This is a genomic window from Pseudomonas putida, assembly GCF_002741075.1.
Lineage (GTDB): Bacteria > Pseudomonadota > Gammaproteobacteria > Pseudomonadales > Pseudomonadaceae > Aquipseudomonas > Aquipseudomonas putida_T.
The window spans coordinates 2,138,822-2,155,742 of record NZ_CP016634.1 but is presented as its reverse complement, the minus strand read 5'-3'; the positions used below and the strand labels follow the sequence as shown (position 1 = coordinate 2,155,742).

General features: G+C 65.1%; 14 protein-coding genes. 5 read left to right on the top strand and 9 right to left on the bottom strand.

What is annotated here, in order from left to right:
* Positions 1-35: 35 nt before the first annotated feature.
* A complete protein-coding gene (locus tag IEC33019_RS09915) occupies positions 36-884 on the bottom strand; it encodes a shikimate dehydrogenase (protein WP_070091256.1) in 849 nt (282 codons plus the stop codon).
* Entirely contained in the window at positions 881-1,330 is a 450-nt protein-coding gene (gene aroQ, locus IEC33019_RS09910; protein ID WP_099593385.1) for a type II 3-dehydroquinate dehydratase, read from the bottom strand. The genes IEC33019_RS09915 and aroQ overlap by 4 nt, the downstream gene beginning before the upstream one ends.
* A gap of 250 nt (positions 1,331-1,580) precedes the next feature.
* On the opposite strand from aroQ, the gene IEC33019_RS09905 reads away from it, so the two are divergent.
* The 3 genes from IEC33019_RS09905 (at position 1,581) to IEC33019_RS09895 (ending at position 7,299) form a co-directional block, all read left to right on the top strand.
* Entirely contained in the window at positions 1,581-2,822 is a 1,242-nt protein-coding gene (locus IEC33019_RS09905) for a TolC family protein (protein ID WP_099593383.1), read from the top strand.
* Between the two features lie 106 nt (positions 2,823-2,928).
* Positions 2,929-4,143, top strand: coding sequence for an efflux RND transporter periplasmic adaptor subunit (locus IEC33019_RS09900; RefSeq protein WP_070091253.1), 1,215 nt, complete (start codon positions 2,929-2,931; stop codon positions 4,141-4,143).
* Between the two features lie 15 nt (positions 4,144-4,158).
* Positions 4,159-7,299 (top strand): efflux RND transporter permease subunit, encoded by a 3,141-nt coding sequence (locus IEC33019_RS09895; protein WP_070091252.1) that lies wholly within the window; start codon positions 4,159-4,161, stop codon positions 7,297-7,299.
* Positions 7,300-7,402: 103 nt separating this feature from the next.
* On the opposite strand, the gene IEC33019_RS09890 is transcribed toward IEC33019_RS09895, so the two are convergent.
* The 7 genes from IEC33019_RS09890 to IEC33019_RS09860 all read right to left on the bottom strand — a co-directional run bounded on the left by IEC33019_RS09890 (position 7,403) and on the right by IEC33019_RS09860 (position 15,113).
* Positions 7,403-8,731, bottom strand: coding sequence for an MFS transporter (locus tag IEC33019_RS09890; protein WP_070091251.1), 1,329 nt, complete (start codon positions 8,729-8,731; stop codon positions 7,403-7,405).
* 175 nt (positions 8,732-8,906) lie between these two features.
* Positions 8,907-11,057: a TonB-dependent receptor gene (locus IEC33019_RS09885; RefSeq protein WP_070091250.1), complete on the bottom strand. Its 2,151-nt coding sequence runs from the start codon at positions 11,055-11,057 to the stop codon at positions 8,907-8,909.
* Between the two features lie 68 nt (positions 11,058-11,125).
* Entirely contained in the window at positions 11,126-11,533 is a 408-nt protein-coding gene (locus IEC33019_RS09880) for a DUF2946 domain-containing protein (protein ID WP_070091249.1), read from the bottom strand.
* Between the two features lie 129 nt (positions 11,534-11,662).
* Positions 11,663-12,436, bottom strand: coding sequence for a ParA family protein (locus IEC33019_RS09875; protein ID WP_070091279.1), 774 nt, complete (start codon positions 12,434-12,436; stop codon positions 11,663-11,665).
* Positions 12,437-12,557: 121 nt separating this feature from the next.
* The gene (locus IEC33019_RS27340; RefSeq protein ID WP_070091248.1) at positions 12,558-12,908 is read right to left on the bottom strand and encodes a hypothetical protein; all 351 of its coding nucleotides are present in this window, start codon (positions 12,906-12,908) and stop codon (positions 12,558-12,560) included.
* Between the two features lie 84 nt (positions 12,909-12,992).
* Positions 12,993-14,567: a sensor domain-containing diguanylate cyclase gene (locus IEC33019_RS09865; RefSeq protein WP_070091247.1), complete on the bottom strand. Its 1,575-nt coding sequence runs from the start codon at positions 14,565-14,567 to the stop codon at positions 12,993-12,995.
* Between the two features lie 66 nt (positions 14,568-14,633).
* The gene (locus IEC33019_RS09860; RefSeq protein ID WP_070091246.1) at positions 14,634-15,113 is read right to left on the bottom strand and encodes a hypothetical protein; all 480 of its coding nucleotides are present in this window, start codon (positions 15,111-15,113) and stop codon (positions 14,634-14,636) included.
* A gap of 226 nt (positions 15,114-15,339) precedes the next feature.
* Between IEC33019_RS09860 and IEC33019_RS09855 the strand changes: the two genes are divergently transcribed.
* Both IEC33019_RS09855 and IEC33019_RS09850 read left to right on the top strand, forming a co-directional pair.
* Positions 15,340-15,549: a hypothetical protein gene (locus tag IEC33019_RS09855; RefSeq protein WP_244509679.1), complete on the top strand. Its 210-nt coding sequence runs from the start codon at positions 15,340-15,342 to the stop codon at positions 15,547-15,549.
* A complete protein-coding gene (locus IEC33019_RS09850; RefSeq protein ID WP_070091245.1) occupies positions 15,543-16,913 on the top strand; it encodes a B12-binding domain-containing radical SAM protein in 1,371 nt (456 codons plus the stop codon). The genes IEC33019_RS09855 and IEC33019_RS09850 overlap by 7 nt, the downstream gene beginning before the upstream one ends.
* Positions 16,914-16,921 lie beyond the last annotated feature (8 nt).

Genomic DNA, 16,921 nt, shown 5'->3' with positions numbered 1-16,921 from the left:
TCGCGGGTACGGCGATGTACCCGCGAGCAGGCGCTTCACTCAAGGCTTGCGAAATGCGCCTGCATGCGCCCGGCATCGGCGGGTCTGCCGGTAAACAGCTCGAAGGCCTTCACCGCCTGGAACACCGCCATGCTGCTGCCATCGAGCGTGCGGCAACCCAGCGCCCGGGCATGGCGCAGCAGCTCGGTCTCCAGCGGGAAGTAAATGATCTCGGCCACCCACAGCCGGGCATGCAACAGGGCCACCGGCAGCGGTGTGCCGGGCAGCTTGGCCATGCCCACCGGGGTGGTGTTGACCAGGCCGTCCGCCGCAGTCACGGCAGCGGCCAGGTCCGTGCCCAGCGATGCCCGGCCTTCGCCGAAGCGGGCGTTGAGGTTGTCCACCAACGCCTGGGCGCGTGAGCTGTCCACATCGAACAGCACCAAATGGCCCACGCCTTCACCGAGCAGCGCATGGGCTACCGCCGAGCCCGCGCCACCGGCACCCATCTGCACCACCTGCTCACGTGCCACATCCGGCAGGCCACGCCGCAGGCCTTCGGCAAAGCCCAGGCAGTCGGTGTTGTGGCCAATCCGCTTGCCATCCTTGAGCACGACTGTATTCACCGCACCGATGCCTTGCGCTTCTTCCGACAGTCCATCGAGTAGCGGCAGGATCGCCTGCTTGAATGGATAGGTGATGTTGAGCCCGGTAAAACCGGTGCGCTGGGCCGCGTCCAGCAGGCCGGGCAGGGCGCTGTCGTCCAGGCCCAGTTGGTCGGCGTCGATCAGCCGGTACAGGTAGCGCAGGGCCTGGGCATCGCCCTCGTGCTCGTGCAGCGCCGGCGTGCGCGAGGCCTGGATGCCACGACCGATCAGACCGGCCAGAACAGTGTTCGGGTTCATGCGCATGGCTCCTTGAACAACTGGGCGCAATGCGCCAAGGCCAGGCGATAGCCGTGGCTGCCAAGGCCGCAGATCACACCCTCGGCGATCGATGAGACGAAGGAGACATGACGAAATGGCTCGCGTTTGTGCACGTTGGACAGGTGCACCTCGATGACGGGCAGTTCGCTGGCCACCAAGGCATCGCGAATGGCCACCGAGGTGTGGGTCCAGGCGCCGGGGTTGATCAGGATGCCGGCACAGCGTCCGCGCGCGGCGTGTATCCAGTCGATCAGTTCGCCTTCATGGTTGGTCTGGCGGAACTCGATTTGCAGGTCGAGCGCCTGTGCGCAGTCGGCACAGCCTTGTGCCAGGTCGGCGAGGGTTTCGCGGCCGTATTGGTCGGGTTCGCGGGTACCGAGCAGGTTCAGGTTGGGGCCGTTGATCACGAGGATTCGGGGCGTCATGGGGGGCATCGCTTTGTTGTTTTTGGGATGCCTTGATATATGTACCACCTGGTTAGTTTCGTCAATTTCCTTCGCCGCTGCCCCAGGAAATGTGTGCGGTTATCGGACGCTGGTGTTGGATGCCGGGGGCCTGCACTGTCCTTTGGCCACCTTTCAAAATTGTAATGTTGGTGCCACCGAGCCGATAAGCGGCGCTCTTTACAGTCCCTCGTCATGCTTTTTCCGACGCTTGCCGACGAGGACTTCAGACGTGCCGTGCAACCGGTTCACCCCCCGCAATACCGCTTTGCTCTGTCTGCTGCTGGTTGGCCTCGCGGCGCCCAGCCTGCACGCCGGGCAGCGCCTTAGCCTGCCCCAGGCGATCGAGGCCGCTTACGCCCAGAACCCCGACCTTGCTGCCGCCAGCCGTGAAATCGGCATCGCCGAAGGCGAGCGGCGGCAGGCTGGACTGGTGCCTAATCCGGAGTTGTCCTGGGAAGCTGAGGACACCCGCCGCGATACCCGAACGACCACGGTGACCCTCAGTCAGGCCCTGGAGCTTGGCGGCAAACGCGGCGCACGTATTGGTGTGGCCAGCGCCGGCCAGACCGTCGCCCAACTGGAGCTGGAGCGCCAGCGCAATGGCTTGCGCGCCGATGTGGTGCAGGCCTTCCATGCCGCCTTGCGGGCACAGACCGCCCTGGAGCTGGCGCAGCAGTCCCAGGCCCTGACCGAACGTGGCCTGCGGGTGGTGCAAGGGCGGGTGAAGGCGGGCCAGTCCTCGCCGGTCGAAGCCACCCGCGCCCAGGTCCAGTTGGCCCAGGCGCAGGCTCAGGTGCGCCGTGCCGAGTCCCAGCGCATCGTCGCCAACCAGTCTCTGGCGCGGCTCACCGGCAGCCCTCAGGTGGCCTTCGCTCGCCTGGATGCGGGCGAGCTTTCGCCGGGCCCTGCACCCCGCGCCGAGACCTTGCTCGACAGGGTGTCGCAGACTGCCGATTGGCGCTTGGCCGAGGCACAGATCCAGCGGGGCGAGGCATCTCTGGGCTCGGAGAAAGCCAAGCGCATCCCCGACCTGACCGTGAGCCTGGGCAGCCAGTACAGCCGCGAGGACCGTGAGCGGGTCAACGTGGTCGGTCTGTCCATGCCGTTGCCGTTGTTCGACCGCAATCAGGGCAATGTGCTGGCCGCCGCGCGCCGCGCCGACCAGGCCCGAGACCTGCGCAACGCCGTGCAGTTGCGCCTGCACAGTGACACCCGCAGCGCCGTCAGCCAGTGGGCTTCGGCGATGCAGGAGGTGCTGGCCTATGACCGCACCATCCTGCCTTCGGCGCAGCAGGCCGTGGACACCGCCACCCGTGGATTCGAAATGGGCAAGTTCGCCTTCCTCGACGTGCTCGATGCCCAGCGCACCTTGATCGAGGCGCGAGGACTGTACCTGGAGGCCTTGGCTTCGGCCACCGACGCCCGCGCCCAGGTCGAGCGCATTTACGGCGAGCTGGGCGCAACCCCTTGATTCCATAGCGCTGCATTGAAGCCCTTTGCAGGCGTGGCCCTTGTGTCGCGAAAGGATCGCTTAGCGGCCCCTGTACCAGGACTGCCGATATTTTTCAGGAGCAATGATGGACAACACCCGCAAGATCGCCCTCCTGGCCGCCGCCATCGCCGTGCTCGGCCTTGGCGGCCTGGCCTGGACCCAAACCACCGGCAAGGCTGCCCAGGACGAACACAGCGAGCAAAGCCATGCCCACGCCAGTACCGCCCAGGACGACGACCACGGCCATGCTGAGCAGGGCGATGACACCCACGAAGAACAGGAGGGCAGCCTGCACCTGTCCGTCGCCCAGATCGAAGCTGCGGGTGTACAGGTGGTCGCCGCCGCGCCGATGACCTTGGGCACCGCCATCAGCTTCCCCGGCGAGATCCGCTTCGACGAGGACCATACCGCCCACGTAGTGCCCCGGGTGCCTGGGGTGGTCGAGTCCGTGCACGCCGACCTGGGCCAGCCGGTCAAGCGCGGCCAGGTCCTGGCGGTGATCGCCAGCCAGCAGATCTCCGACCTGCGTAGCGAGCAGCAGGCCGCCCAGCGCCGTGCAGAACTGGCGCGGCTGACGTTCAAGCGCGAACAGCAGTTGTGGCAGGAGCGCATCAGCGCCGAACAGGATTACCTGCAAGCCCGCCAAGCCCTACAGGAGGCCGAGATCGCGCTGACCAACGCTCGGCAGAAAGTCGCCGCCGTCGCCCCGGCCGGTGCAGGTAATCGCTACGAATTGCGCGCGCCTTTCGATGCCGTGGTGGTGGAGAAGCACCTGACTGTCGGCGAAGTGGTCGATGAGACCAGCAACGCCTTCACCCTCTCGGACCTGACCCGGGTCTGGGCCACCTTTTCCGTCACGCCACGTGACCTGGGCCGGGTCACCACAGGGCGTACCGTCACCGTGAGCGCGCCGGATCTGGGCGCCGAGGTCGAGGGCCAGGTCAACTACGTCGGCAGCCTGCTGGGTGAGCAAAACCGTGCTGCCACCGCCCGTGCCACCCTGGCCAACCCCAATGGCGCCTGGCGTCCGGGGCTGTTCGTCAACATTGCGGTGAACGTCGAGCGCTTCGATGCCGCCGTGGTGGTGCCAGAGGCTGCGCTGCAAACCTGGGAAGAACAGACCGTGGTGTTCGTCCGTACCGACGAGGGTTTCCAGGCCCGCCCGGTGAAGGCCGGTCGGCGTGATTCTGGCCAGGTGGAAATCACCGAAGGCCTGGCCGCCGGTACCCAGGTGGCTGCCGCTGGCAGCTTCGTTCTCAAGTCCGAGCTCGGCAAGGGCTCGGCCGAGCACAGCCACTGATCCGGGGATTTCTTCATGTTCGAACGCCTGATCCAATTCGCCATCGAGCAGCGCCTGGTGGTGATGCTCGCGGTGGTGCTGATGGCTGCCGTCGGCATCAACAGCTATCAGAAGCTGCCGATCGATGCGGTGCCGGATATCACCAACGTCCAGGTGCAGATCAACACCGCCGCGCCCGGCTATTCGCCGCTCGAGACCGAGCAGCGCATCACCTTTGCCATCGAGACGGCCATGGCCGGTCTGCCGGGGCTCAAGCAGACCCGCTCGCTGTCACGCTCGGGGCTGTCCCAGGTGACGGTGATCTTCGAGGACAGCACCGACATCTTCTTCGCCCGTCAGCTGGTCAACGAGCGGCTGCAAGTGGCCCGCGAGCAGTTGCCTGGCGGTATCGAAGCGGCCATGGGACCAATCTCCACCGGGCTGGGCGAGATTTTCCTGTGGACCGTCGAGGCCGAGCCAGGTGCGCTCAAGGACGATGGCACGCCCTATACCGCCACCGACCTGCGGGTGATCCAGGACTGGATCATCAAGCCGCAACTGCGCAACGTGCCCGGCGTGGCCGAGGTCAACACCATCGGCGGCCATGCCAAGCAGTATCTGATCGCCCCGGACCCAAAACGTTTGGCGGCCTACAAGCTCACCCTCAATGACCTGATCGGTGCGCTGGAAAGCAACAACGCCAACGTCGGCGCAGGCTACATCGAGCGCAATGGCGAACAGTTGCTGATCCGCGCCCCAGGTCAGGTGGCCGGCGCCGAGGACATCGCCAACATCGTCATCTCCAGCGTCGATGGCACGCCGATCCGTGTCAGCCATGTCGCCCAGGTGGGCCTGGGTCAGGAGCTGCGCTCCGGCGCGGCCACCGAGAACGGCCGCGAAGTGGTGTTGGGCACGGTGTTCATGTTGATCGGCGAGAACAGCCGCACGGTGTCCCAGGCGGTGGCGAGCAAGCTTGCCGACATCAACCGCACGCTGCCCAAGGGCGTTGTCGCGGTGACGGTGTACGACCGCACCAACCTCGTGGAAAAAGCCATCGCCACGGTCAAGAAGAACCTGGTGGAGGGGGCGATCCTGGTGATCGCGGTGTTGTTCCTGTTCCTGGGCAATATCCGCGCGGCATTGATTACCGCGATGGTCATTCCGCTGTCGATGCTGTTCACCTTCACTGGCATGTTCAGCAACAAGGTCAGCGCCAACCTGATGAGCCTCGGCGCCCTGGACTTCGGCATCATCGTCGACGGCGCGGTGGTGATCGTCGAGAACGCCATTCGCCGCCTGGCCCACGCCCAGCAGCGGCATGGCCGCATGCTGAGTCGCACCGAGCGTTTCCACGAAGTGTTTGCCGCCGCCCGTGAGGCGCGCCGGCCGCTGATCTACGGCCAGTTGATCATCATGGTGGTGTACCTGCCGATCTTTGCCCTGACCGGCGTCGAGGGCAAGATGTTCCATCCCATGGCCTTCACCGTGGTGATGGCCTTGCTGGGGGCGATGATCCTCTCGGTGACCTTCGTGCCCGCGGCCATTGCCCTGTTCGTCACCGGCAAGGTCAAGGAAGAAGAGGGCGTGGTGATGCGCACGGCCCGCCAACGCTACGCGCCGGTCCTGGCGTGGGTGCTGCGTCGACGCAAGCTGGCGTTCGCAGGCGCCGCGGTGCTGGTGGTGTTGTCTGGCGTATTGGCCAGCCGCATGGGCAGCGAGTTCATCCCCAGCCTGAGCGAGGGCGACTTCGCCCTGCAGGCCCTGCGGGTGCCGGGCACCAGCCTGAGTCAGTCGGTGCAGATGCAGCAGCGCCTGGAGCAGACCATCATTGCCCAGGTGCCGGAAGTGGAGCGGGTGTTCGCCCGCACCGGTACCGCCGAGATCGCCTCTGACCCGATGCCGCCGAATATCTCCGATGCCTACGTGATGCTCAAACCGCGTGAGCAGTGGGCGGACCCTGGCAAGCCACGTGAGGCGCTGATCGCCGAGGTGCAGCGTGCCGCGGCCAGTGTGCCGGGCAGCAACTACGAGTTGTCCCAGCCGATCCAGCTGCGTTTCAACGAGTTGCTTTCCGGCGTGCGCAGCGATGTGGCGGTGAAAGTGTTCGGCGACGACATGGACGTGCTCAACCGCACCGCCGCGCAGATCGCCACCGCCCTGCAGCAAGTGCCTGGCGCCTCTGAGGTGAAGGTGGAGCAGACCACGGGCCTGCCGGTGTTGACCATCGATATCGACCGGGACAAGGCCGCACGCTATGGCCTGAATGTGGGGGATGTGCAGGACGCGATCGCTATTGCCGTCGGCGGGCGCACCGCCGGCACCTTGTACGAAGGCGATCGGCGCTTTGACATCGTGGTACGCCTGTCAGAAGCCCTGCGCACCGATGTCGATGGGCTGTCGAGCTTGCTGATCCCGGTGCCGGCCAGCAGCGCGGCGGGGGCCGGACAGATCGGTTTCATCCCACTGTCGCAGGTGGCCATGCTCAACCTGCAACTGGGGCCTAACCAGGTCAGCCGAGAGGATGGCAAGCGGGTGGTGGTAGTCAGTGCGAACGTGCGTGGGCGCGACTTGGGCTCGTTCGTCGAAGAGGCCGAACAGCGCCTGATCGACAAGGTGCAGATCCCGGCAGGTTACTGGACCCGCTGGGGTGGCCAGTTCGAGCAGTTGCAGTCGGCGGCCGAACGGCTGCAGGTGGTGGTGCCGGTGGCGCTGCTGTTGGTGATGGCGTTGCTGCTGATGATGTTCAACAACCTCAAGGACGGCCTGCTGGTGTTCACCGGCATCCCATTTGCCTTGACCGGTGGGGTATTGGCGCTGTGGCTGCGGGACATCCCGCTGTCGATTTCCGCTGGGGTCGGGTTCATCGCGTTGTCTGGCGTGGCGGTGCTCAACGGCCTGGTGATGATCGCCTTCATCCGCAACCTGCGTGAAGAAGGGCGGACGTTGCATGCGGCGATCGAGGAAGGGGCGTTGACGCGCTTGCGACCGGTCTTGATGACCGCCCTGGTGGCATCGCTGGGATTCATCCCCATGGCCCTGGCCACCGGGACCGGCGCCGAAGTGCAGCGGCCGCTGGCGACGGTGGTGATTGGTGGCATCCTGTCGTCCACCGCGTTGACCTTGCTGGTGCTGCCAGCGTTGTACCAGTGGGCGCATCGGCGTGAGGAGCCGGCCTGAGTCTGCCTGGCATTGGCGGGATGCACCGATCTGTGGGGCCGCTTTGCGGCCCTTTCGCGGCGCAAGGTCGCTCCTACAGATTCATGTAGGGGTGGCCAACTCCTTATGACACTGCCCGTTCGGGCTGGCGCTCACTGCCGTCCTCATGCAGCGAGATCCGCGACGTTTCCGGCAAGGCCAACCCACCCACCAATGCCACCAGTGCGATCACCACCAGGTAGAACGCCGGCGCCAGGCTGCTGCCGGTCTGGCTGATCAGCCACGTGGCCACCAGCGGTGCGGTACCGCCGAACAGCGTGTAGGCCACGTTGTAGGTGATCGCCGAGGCAGTGTAACGCGTCCGGGTCGGGAAGCTTTCCGACAGCAACGCCGCTGTGACCACGCCACTGAGCAAGGCTCCGACAGCCAGCAGAATCACCCCCAGCAACGCCCCCGACATCGACCCGGAACTGGCCAGCCAGTACGCCGGGAACACCGCCACCATCACCCACAGGCAGGTAAAGCCGATGGTCTTGCGACGCCCCACCCGGTCGGAGAAGGCGCCGGCCAGCGGGCAGCCGACCGCAGCGAACAGCAGTGCCACGGTGGTCACCAGCAGCGACTGGGCCCGGGTGAGGTTGCCGACCATCTGCAGGTAAGTGGAGAAATAGGTGGTGAACATGTAGAACGACAGCGCCGTCAGCGAGATGAACGCGCCCAGGTTGCGGATCGCCCGCCCGTGATGGCGCAAGGTTTCCTTGAGCGGCGAGTGGCTGTGCTCCTTGCCCTCGGCCATCGCCTCACGGAAGGCCGGGGTTTCCTCCATCCGCCAGCGCAGGTAGAGGCCGACCAGGCCCAACGGCGCGGCGATCAAGAACGGAACACGCCAGCCCCAACTGCTCATCGCTTCGGCGGTCAGGCTCGCCTCCAAGGTATAGGCGATCACCGCCGCGCAGGCGAAGGCGGAGAAAGTCGAGACCGGCACGAAACTGCCATAGAAGGCGCGCTTGTCCTGGGGGGCGTGCTCCATCAGGTAGGCGCAGGCGCCGGCATATTCGCCGCCTGCCGAGAAGCCCTGCAGGCAGCGCGCCAGGGTCAGCAGCAGCGGCGCCGCAAGGCCAATGCTGGCGTAGGTCGGCAACAGGCCGATCAGGGTGGTGGAGCCCGCCATCAGCAGGATGGTCAACGACAGGATGCGTTTGCGCCCCAGCTTGTCGCCGAGCGCGCCGAACACGATACCGCCCAGCGGGCGCAGGGCGAACGCCACGGCGAACACGGCGAAGGTCTTGAGCAAGGCCACGCTGGCGTCTTCGCCTGTGAAGAACAGGCTGGCGATCAGCGTGGCGAGAAAGCCATAGACGGCAAAATCGAACCATTCGACGAAATTGCCGATGGCCGAGGCGGCGATCACCCGCCGCAAGGTGGCGGGGGATACCTCATGGGGTACGGACATGTGGATGTTCTCCGGTCTTCAAAGGCAGCCTGGGCGCAAGTGCCGTGGTCAGGCCACGGCATCGTTGTTGTGAAGACCAGTAGAACGGCAGGCGGGGGGGCGCGCTTTTTCGAGGGCGACATCCGGATACCTGTTATGGCCGGACTGCGGTGGGCTGCAAAGCAGCCCTAGGGACTTAGAACCGCAGGTCCATTGCCACCTCGACAGTACGCGGCGCCCCCATGTAGTACTGCCCGCCATACGCCTGTTTGGCATATAGCTCATCAGTGAGGTTGCGCACCCGGGCGGTGATCGCGGTGTGCTCGTCCAGTCGATAGCGGGCGAAACTGCCCAGCAGCGTGTAAGCCGGGGCTTGCAGGGTGTTGGCGTTGTTGGCGTACACCGAGTCGACGTAGCGTACGTCCATGCCCGCCGACCAGGCCGGGGTGAAGCTGTAGGTCAGCCACAGGTTGGCGACATTGGCCGGCACGTTGACCGGTGTGTTGCCCTCGCGCGAGACCGACTGGCCGCCGACCGCTTCGTTGAACGTATCGTACTGAGCATCGACATAGGCATAGTTGCCCTCGGCCAGCAGCTTGGGCGTGACCTGCAGCCGGCCGGACAGCTCGATGCCGCGCGAGGTCTGCTGGCCGGCCTGGACCATCACGTTGGGGTCGTTGGAGTCGCGTACGGCAAAGTCCTTGCGCACGATCTGGTAGACCGCGACCGTCGCTGCGCCACGTCCCTCCAGGAAGTCGAACTTGCTGCCAGCTTCCCACTGCTCGCCCTTCGAGAGGTCGAACAGGCCGACGTTGGAGTAGGTGGCCGAGGCCAGCGAGCCGGCGGGCAGGTCGGCGGCGGTGCTGTATTGCACATAGACGCTCGCCGCAGGGGTGAGGTCGTAGGTCAGGCCGACGCGTCCGCTCAACGGCTCCCAGCGGCGCGCGAAGAACGCCGGGCTGGTGGGCGAGACCGGACCGTAGTTGTTCACTTCCATGTCTAGGTAGTCGTAGCGCAGGGCCGTGAGCAGGGCCAGGCGGTCGGTCAACTGCAAGCGGTTCTCGGCGAACAGGGCGCGATTGGTCACCTCGTTGTGACGTTGCTTGGTCAGGCCTGCGTTCACCCCGGGGATGTCATCGAAGCTGCCGGGGTCGAAGTGATCCGGATCGACCACGTCGCTCCAACTGCCCGATCTAGGGTAGAGGGTCTGGCGCATGTGTGAGTAGTCCAGGCCCAGCGACCACTGACTGGCAAGACCCAGCAATTGGTTGTCGTGGCGCAGTTCGATGCGGTCGCCCAACAGGCGCTGTTCGTGGCGCTGCAGGTAGGGGCTGGAGCGCACTACGTCGCCTGCGTCGTTGTAGGCGTAGTTTTCGAGGTTGCGGTAGTCGCGTTGGGCGCTGTAGTGATACAGGGTGTTCTGCACGCTCGTGGTGTCGCTGACCTGGTAGTCCAGGATCGAGCGCAGCCAGCGCACCCGCTGTTCGTAGCGGCCATCGGCGACGTTGTAGTTCTCGAAGCGTCGGCTGCGGTCGATCTTCATCGTGTTGCGTCCAGGCAGGATGGGCGAGCCCCAATAGGGGCTGTCTTCCTTATCCTCCTGGTACTCCAAGGCCAAGGTATGGCTGAGGTTGGGCGCAAGGTCGCTGAGCACGGAAAAGGCCAGGCTGTCGGTCCAGCGCTCGTTGCGGTCCACGTATCCGTTGCCGTGGCCACGGCTGAAATCCAGGCGGGCGAAATGCCGGGCATCGGCCGGGTTGCTGGCCAGGGCCTGGTTGATGCCGAAGGCGATTTCCGAGTCGTCGTAGCTGCCATAGCGCACCCGGCCATCGAAGGTGTGTTCATCGCGGCTGGCGAGCTTGGTGATGGTGTTGATCGAGCCGCCCACGGCACCTGCGCCATGCAGGAACGACGACGGTCCGCCGATCAGCTCGACCCGGTCGACGACCCAAGCGTCCACGGGGCGGGTGGCGCTGCTATAGCCCAGGTTGATGCCGTTGTAGAGCTGGGTGACCTGATTCTGGGTAAAGCCCCGATAGGACACGAACCCGCCATAGCCCGGGTTGGCCGAGGCGTTGACGCCAGTCATGGCGTTGAGCACGTCCTGGGTGTCCTTGGCGCCACGTTCCTCGATCACGCGCCGGTCCGAGACGCTCACCGAGGCTGGCGTTTGTCGCGCGGTCAGGCCCAGTCGCGAGCCGGTCTGGATCGGCTCGTCCAGTTGCACGCCGCTGGGCGCCTCACGTTCGCCGTCGATGGTGGTGGCGGTCAATTCGACGGGGCTGGCACCCGCCCAGGCGTAGCTGCAGGTGCCCATCAGGAGCACCAGGGAAGTGTTGCGGATCATGTTGTAAGGATTTCCACGCAAAGGTCATGGCTGGCCACGACCACGCACGCAAGCGCGCCCGGTCGGGGTCAGGCTAAGGTTGCTGCTGCGAGGAAGAAAAGAGGGGAGGCGCGGGGGTTGAGGGCGGGGCGCAGGTAGCGCGGTGGCGGTTGCGCCCAACTGCGCACGACGACAGGAGAGGGCGCGTTGCCCTGGGCCTGGGCGAAGGTCAAGGCGCTGCCGGTAAGCGGTACCGCCAAGGCGAAGGATGAGCACACCGGGCAATCGAGCTGCACCATGTGTGCGTCGCTGCCGCTGTCGCCCAGGTCGATGGCCGGGCCATGATCGTTCGAGATCGAGCAGAATCCCCCGTCCAGGCCCGACAAGCGAAGGCCGCTCATCTGGCCGTGATGCAGGCCGCACATCAATAGGCTGAACAGGACGCTGGCATAGAGCGTCCAGGCGGTCAGCGAGCGTGTCCGGCAGGAGATTTTCATGGCGGCGAATCTACCATTCCGATGAATGGTCGTGGTGTGGTGGATTGTCGCAGCAGGGGGCGCTGGCCGTGGAAGTTGGCGAACCCTGCGATGGACCCGCACAGCGGCCCCCAGATTCCTTCGCAGGCCTTAGGCTGCCCGCTCCAGCACATCCAGCAGCTCGACGAACTCCTGGGACAGCCGGTGACGGGGCGCCAGGTGCACCAGCGGCATCGCCACTTCATGGGATTCGCGCATCTTGATCGAGCTGCTCAAATACACCGGCAGCACCGGCAGGCCCTCGGCGCGCAACTGATCGACCAGCGTCTGGTGCAGGGCCGTACGCCCGGCGAATTGGTTGACCACCACGCCTTCGACCCGCAGGTTGGCATTGTGGTCCTGGCGCAGTTCTTCCACCTCGGCCAGGACACTGCGCAGTGCCTGGCGCGAGAAACTGTCGCAATCGAACGGGATGAGCAGCCGCTCGGCCGCCACCAGGGCGCTGAAAGTGTAGAAGTTCAGGGCTGGGGGCGTGTCGATGTAGATCCGCTCGTAATCCTGCGAGAGTTCCACCAGCAACTTGCGCAGCTTGTTGATCTTGAACTTGCTTTCGAGCTTGTGCTGCAGATCGGTGAGGTCCGGGCTGGCAGTGACCAGATGCAGATTGTCATAGCGCGTTTCGGTGATCGCTACGCGGTGCCTCTTGCCGGCTGCGGTGGCGGACAAGGTCTGGCGGAAGAAATCGGTGATGCCGGCAGGGATGGCGTCGTTGGCAAGGCCGGTGAGGTAATAGGTGGCGTTGGCCTGTGGGTCCAGATCGACCAGCAAGGTCCGGTAACCTTCGGCGGCGCTGGCGGCGGCGAGGTTGCAGGCGATGCTGGACTTGCCGACACCGCCTTTCTGATTGAACACAACACGACGCATGGTACTCATCCCTGATGATAGGTTGCAGATCGAGGTCAATCCTATGACCGAAAGATGACAGTATTAAGACAAGGCTTGTTACATATCAAGGGTAAGCCCCGTTCTAGAGCGGGCGCAGTGCTCAGGGCGCTGTGCGACCACCGTTGATGCCCGAATCACCGGGCGTTGCAGCGTCATCGACGTCGCCGCTGTTGCCGGTTCCCGGGCCACGCTCGCCGCTGCTGCCCCGGGATGTGCCATCGCCGCCCGTGTTGTCGGTGTCGTTGGCATCGGTGCCGCCGTTGCCGCTGCCCAGGGCGTCACCCGGAGTTCCGGAGCCCATGGCTCCACCGTCGCGATCGAGGGTGCCGGTGCCGGGAATTTGCTCGCTGGGGGTGCGCACGGTATTGGGGGCGCCCGCTGCCAGCGCAAGAGGGGCACCGGTGCCCAGGCACAGGGCAAGGCTCAGTGGAAGCAGGTAGGGGTGTTTCATGGCACGTCTCCTGGATCAGGTCTGCGTGCATTCGAGCCCTCGTACCTGGGCCCGGTGCCGACGCCGCGACGGACGGCGTCGGTCTCAGGCGTCGCTCATCACGCGGTTGCGCCCGGCCTGTTTGGCCGCGTAGAGCGCCCGGTCGGCGCGATTGAGGGCTTCGCTGGGCGCCTCGTGGCTGTCGGCTTCCCACCGCGCCACACCCAGCGAGAGGGTCACCGCACCCACCGGTTCGATGGGCGTGTCTTGCACGCCTTTGCGCAAGCGCTCGGCCACGGCGAGGGCCGCTTGCAGGCTGGCGTCGGGCAACAGCATCAGGAACTCCTCGCCGCCGGTGCGGCACAACACATCGCCTTCCCGGCAGCAGCGGCGCATCAGTTCGGTCAGCCGACGTAGCACTTGGTCGCCCACCTCATGCCCGTGGCCATCGTTGACCCGCTTGAAGTGGTCGATGTCCAGCGCCACGACGCAGAAATCACAGGCCTCGGCCTCCAGCAGTGACAGGCTGAACTCCAGGTGGCGACGGTTGCCCAGGCCTGTGAGCGGATCGGTCTGGACCGCGCGATTGAGCCGGCCGATGCGCTCCTGCAGCAGATTGAGCCCGAACAGCAGCGCCCGCTTGAGCTCTGCGGCCTCAAAGTACCAAGCCTTGACCTGTTGGAGGCCTTCGGCCGTACCGGGCCGGTCCAGGGTGCGCGCGCTCGCGGCCAGTTGCCGCAACGGGCGGGTGACGGCCACGGTCAGCCACCAAAGCACCAGGCAGCCCACCAAGGCGAGTGGCGCGGAGATGCCGATCACATCGAGGATCAGGCGTTTGAGCGGCGCGACCGTCTGCGCCAGCGGCTGCTGGGCGACGATACCCCAGCCGGTGCTGGGCACGGTGGCGAACCCTGCCAGCATGTCCACGCCGGCGCTGTTGCGCACTTGTTGCGTACCATTGCCCAGTGTCGCCAATTTATCGATCAACGCATTGCCTTGGACCACCGTGCCCACGCGCTCGGCGTCCGGGTGGTAGAGCAGGCGCCGGTTGCGATCGACCACATAAAGGTAGGAGCCATCCTTGTAGAAGTGTTCGCCCAGCAGGCTTTTGAGGATGTTGTGCTCGCGCAGGTAGAGGGTGCCGCCTACATAGCCAAGGTAGCGGCCGTCGGCGTCGAAGACAGGCTGCGACAGCACCACCACCAGGTTGTTGGCGGTGGAGAGAAAGGGCGTCGACACCAACGCATGCCGCTCGCGCAACGCCTGGATGGCGCCGGGTGTCTGCAGGCGGGCACCGACCATCTTGCGCAGCGGTGCCGGTGAAATGGCCTGCAGAACGCCTTGGGCATCGACCACGAACGTCGAATTGAAGGCGCTGCTCTGGTGCAGCAGCCGTTCGGTTTCGCGTTGCATCGCCAAGGCATTGTCCAGTTGCCGCCCCTGTACCGAGGCACTGAAGGCCAACTGTTGCAGGGCATTGCCCAGGAAGGTCTCGGTGATCGAGGCCAGCTTCGCGGCGTACACCCGATTCGCTTCCAGCGCATGGTCGATCAGCAGTTGGCGCTGCACGCGGTAGCTGGCGAAATAGCTGGTCAGCAGCATCACGGTGGCGGTGAGTGCCGCAAGTACGAGAATCAGCGTGCGCAGATCCAGGCGCAGGCCTTTCTTGGCGTGTGGCAATCCTGACCTCTTTGGCGGGGAAGAACGATAACCTTAATCTGTTACAGGGCTGGGGCGCAGTTGCTTTCAGTCCCGGGGCGTTTGCAGCTCGTTCAGTTCATCCTCCACCTCCTGCATGCGCTGCTCGGCCATGGCCTGCACCTTCTCATCGCTGGCGCTTTCGCGCATCAAGGCGGTCAGCTTCTCGCTCAGGTGCTTGCCTTCGTCGCTGTTTTCCAGCGCCTTGGCTTTTTCCGGATCGTGGGTGGCGGCGACGATGAGGTCGAACTCGGCATCGCTGAAGTGCTGTTCGCTGTAGAGCTTGAACAGATCCTGGCGCTGGTCCTCGGCGGTGAGGTGCTTGCGCAGCACGGCCTGGATCTGCTCCTCGGACAGTTGCGGATGCTTGGGCGCGAGCAGCGCGGCGATCTTCTCGATGTTGTGTTCGTAAGCCTCCTGCAATGGCAGGTTGGCCAGGATCTTTTCTTCGCGGGTGGGTTTCTGGTCGCAGGCGGCGAGGGTGGCGAGCAGCAGCAAGGGGAGCAGCAGGCGAGGGAAGCGAGGCATGGGGGGAGCCTTGATCGGGTTGAACGGCAAGTGTACTGCAGAACGCCCGGCGGCTTTCGATCCATTGACACAAGCTGCGGCGTCAGGAGGGCGGGTTGCAGTTTGTAAGAAGGTGGCGGGTCTGCCGGGCAGGGCCTAAACGCCGCGTTTTTGACAGGGTGGCTGGGGAAATTCCTAAATGTGTCCACGCCGGGGCAAGGGATGCCCGTGGCCAATGATGGCCCTTATGACCTGGGAAGCGACCATGAAGAAATGCGTAGTGTATGGCGATCTACTCTCGGATCGCGCTGCGGAGCAATACCCCACGATCACGCTCTGTGACGGCTGCATCGAGGACGACCGAAGGGCCGGAGAGGTGGGCCAGATCCTGTTCGTGCAGGGCGAGGCCGAGGAGGACGTGTGTGACTGGTGCGCCGGGGAACCCGGAGAATGTTGATCCGCGCGGGACGCGCACCCGTGCTGTTCGTCTCCGCCGGCCTGCTGCAACCAAAGAAGCGGGACCACGCCCTGGCCCGGCGACAGTTGTACTTGAACTACGGCGCGTTGGGCCTGGCGAGCTTATGTCAGCGAAACGGCCTTCAGACCCTGCTGGTGCATGGCGAGCACGAAGCACCTGATGCGCTCGCCGAACGTCTGTACTGGCAGGGCCTGCTCCGGGCCGATGCACCCTTGATGCTCTCGATGACCAGTTTCTACGCCCTGGAGTGGGCGCGTTTGTTCTGCAGGGCGGTCAAGGATCTCGCTCCCTGGGTGCGCATCGTGCTCGGTGGGCGATGGGTGACAGGGCCTGACAGTGAGTGGCTGCAGAGCAAACTGCCACAGGTCGACCAGATCGTCCAAGGCCTGGGCGAAGACCTGCTGCCGACGTTGCTGGCGTTCGACGGCCCCTGGGACGGACGGGGCTGTGGCTTGAACCATTTGCTGGTCGAAGGCCATCGGCGCTACCAGCCCAGCATCGAGACCTCCCGAGGATGCGGCAAAGGCTGTGTGTTCTGCGAAGAGCGAGATGTCCCGCTGCAAAAGCTCAAAGCCCCCGAATTGATCGTCGATGAGCTACGCCAGCTGGCAGACGACTATGACGACCACGGCATCCGTCCGTATTTCCAGTCGTCCTTCTTCCTGCCCAACCCGCGATGGGCCCAGGCGCTGGCCGAACAGGTCCAGCGCTGCGATACCCGTATCCACTGGCGCTGCGAAAGCCGGGTGGACGGCATCAAGCCCGATACGGTCAAAAGCCTCGCCGCGGCGGGCATGAAAGTCATCGACCTGGGGCTCGAGTCGGCGGCGCCCAGGCAAATCCTGGCGATGAACAAGGCCCGGGACCCGACGCGTTATCTGCAGTCGGCGTCGGAGTTGCTGCAGGCGTGTGCCAGCCATGGCATCTGGGTCAAGGTCAATGTGCTGTTGTACGCCGGTGAAACGGCGGCGACCCTCGAGCAGACTCGTCAGTGGCTCGATGAACATGCCCAGTGCATCAAGGGCGTGTCGGTCGGGCCCGTGGTGGTCTATGGGCCGCCCCGCCATAGCGCGGGGTTCCTGGCGCAGCTGCAGGCCCAGGGTGCGACACCTGTGGACCCCGCGAGTGCCCAGCATTGCGGTATCACCCAGCTGAACTTGAGCCCCGAGCTGGATGCAGCACAGGTGGAGCGCGAGAGCCTGGCGCTGTCCAGACGCTACATGCGAAAGCAGGATTACCTTGATCTGAAGCGCTTTTCCTACTACCCACGCGATTACAGTGAGCAGGCGTTCGAGGCGGATGTCGCGGCATCGGATGCGGCCTGCCTGCCGTTTCGGCCATAGCGGTCACG

Bases quoted from the DNA above. Each gene is read 5' to 3' on its own strand.
- IEC33019_RS09915 (WP_070091256.1), bottom strand. From the start codon at position 884: ATGAACCCGAACACTGTTCTGGCCGGTCTGATCGGTCGTGGCATCCAG.
- aroQ (WP_099593385.1), bottom strand. From the start codon at position 1,330: ATGACGCCCCGAATCCTCGTGATCAACGGCCCCAACCTGAACCTGCTC.
- IEC33019_RS09900 (WP_070091253.1), top strand. From the start codon at position 2,929: ATGGACAACACCCGCAAGATCGCCCTCCTGGCCGCCGCCATCGCCGTG.
- IEC33019_RS09895 (WP_070091252.1), top strand. From the start codon at position 4,159: ATGTTCGAACGCCTGATCCAATTCGCCATCGAGCAGCGCCTGGTGGTG.
- IEC33019_RS09890 (WP_070091251.1), bottom strand. From the start codon at position 8,731: ATGTCCGTACCCCATGAGGTATCCCCCGCCACCTTGCGGCGGGTGATC.
- IEC33019_RS09885 (WP_070091250.1), bottom strand. From the start codon at position 11,057: ATGATCCGCAACACTTCCCTGGTGCTCCTGATGGGCACCTGCAGCTAC.
- IEC33019_RS09880 (WP_070091249.1), bottom strand. From the start codon at position 11,533: ATGAAAATCTCCTGCCGGACACGCTCGCTGACCGCCTGGACGCTCTAT.
- IEC33019_RS09875 (WP_070091279.1), bottom strand. From the start codon at position 12,436: ATGCGTCGTGTTGTGTTCAATCAGAAAGGCGGTGTCGGCAAGTCCAGC.
- IEC33019_RS27340 (WP_070091248.1), bottom strand. From the start codon at position 12,908: ATGAAACACCCCTACCTGCTTCCACTGAGCCTTGCCCTGTGCCTGGGC.
- IEC33019_RS09860 (WP_070091246.1), bottom strand. From the start codon at position 15,113: ATGCCTCGCTTCCCTCGCCTGCTGCTCCCCTTGCTGCTGCTCGCCACC.
- IEC33019_RS09855 (WP_244509679.1), top strand. From the start codon at position 15,340: ATGACCTGGGAAGCGACCATGAAGAAATGCGTAGTGTATGGCGATCTA.
- IEC33019_RS09850 (WP_070091245.1), top strand. From the start codon at position 15,543: ATGTTGATCCGCGCGGGACGCGCACCCGTGCTGTTCGTCTCCGCCGGC.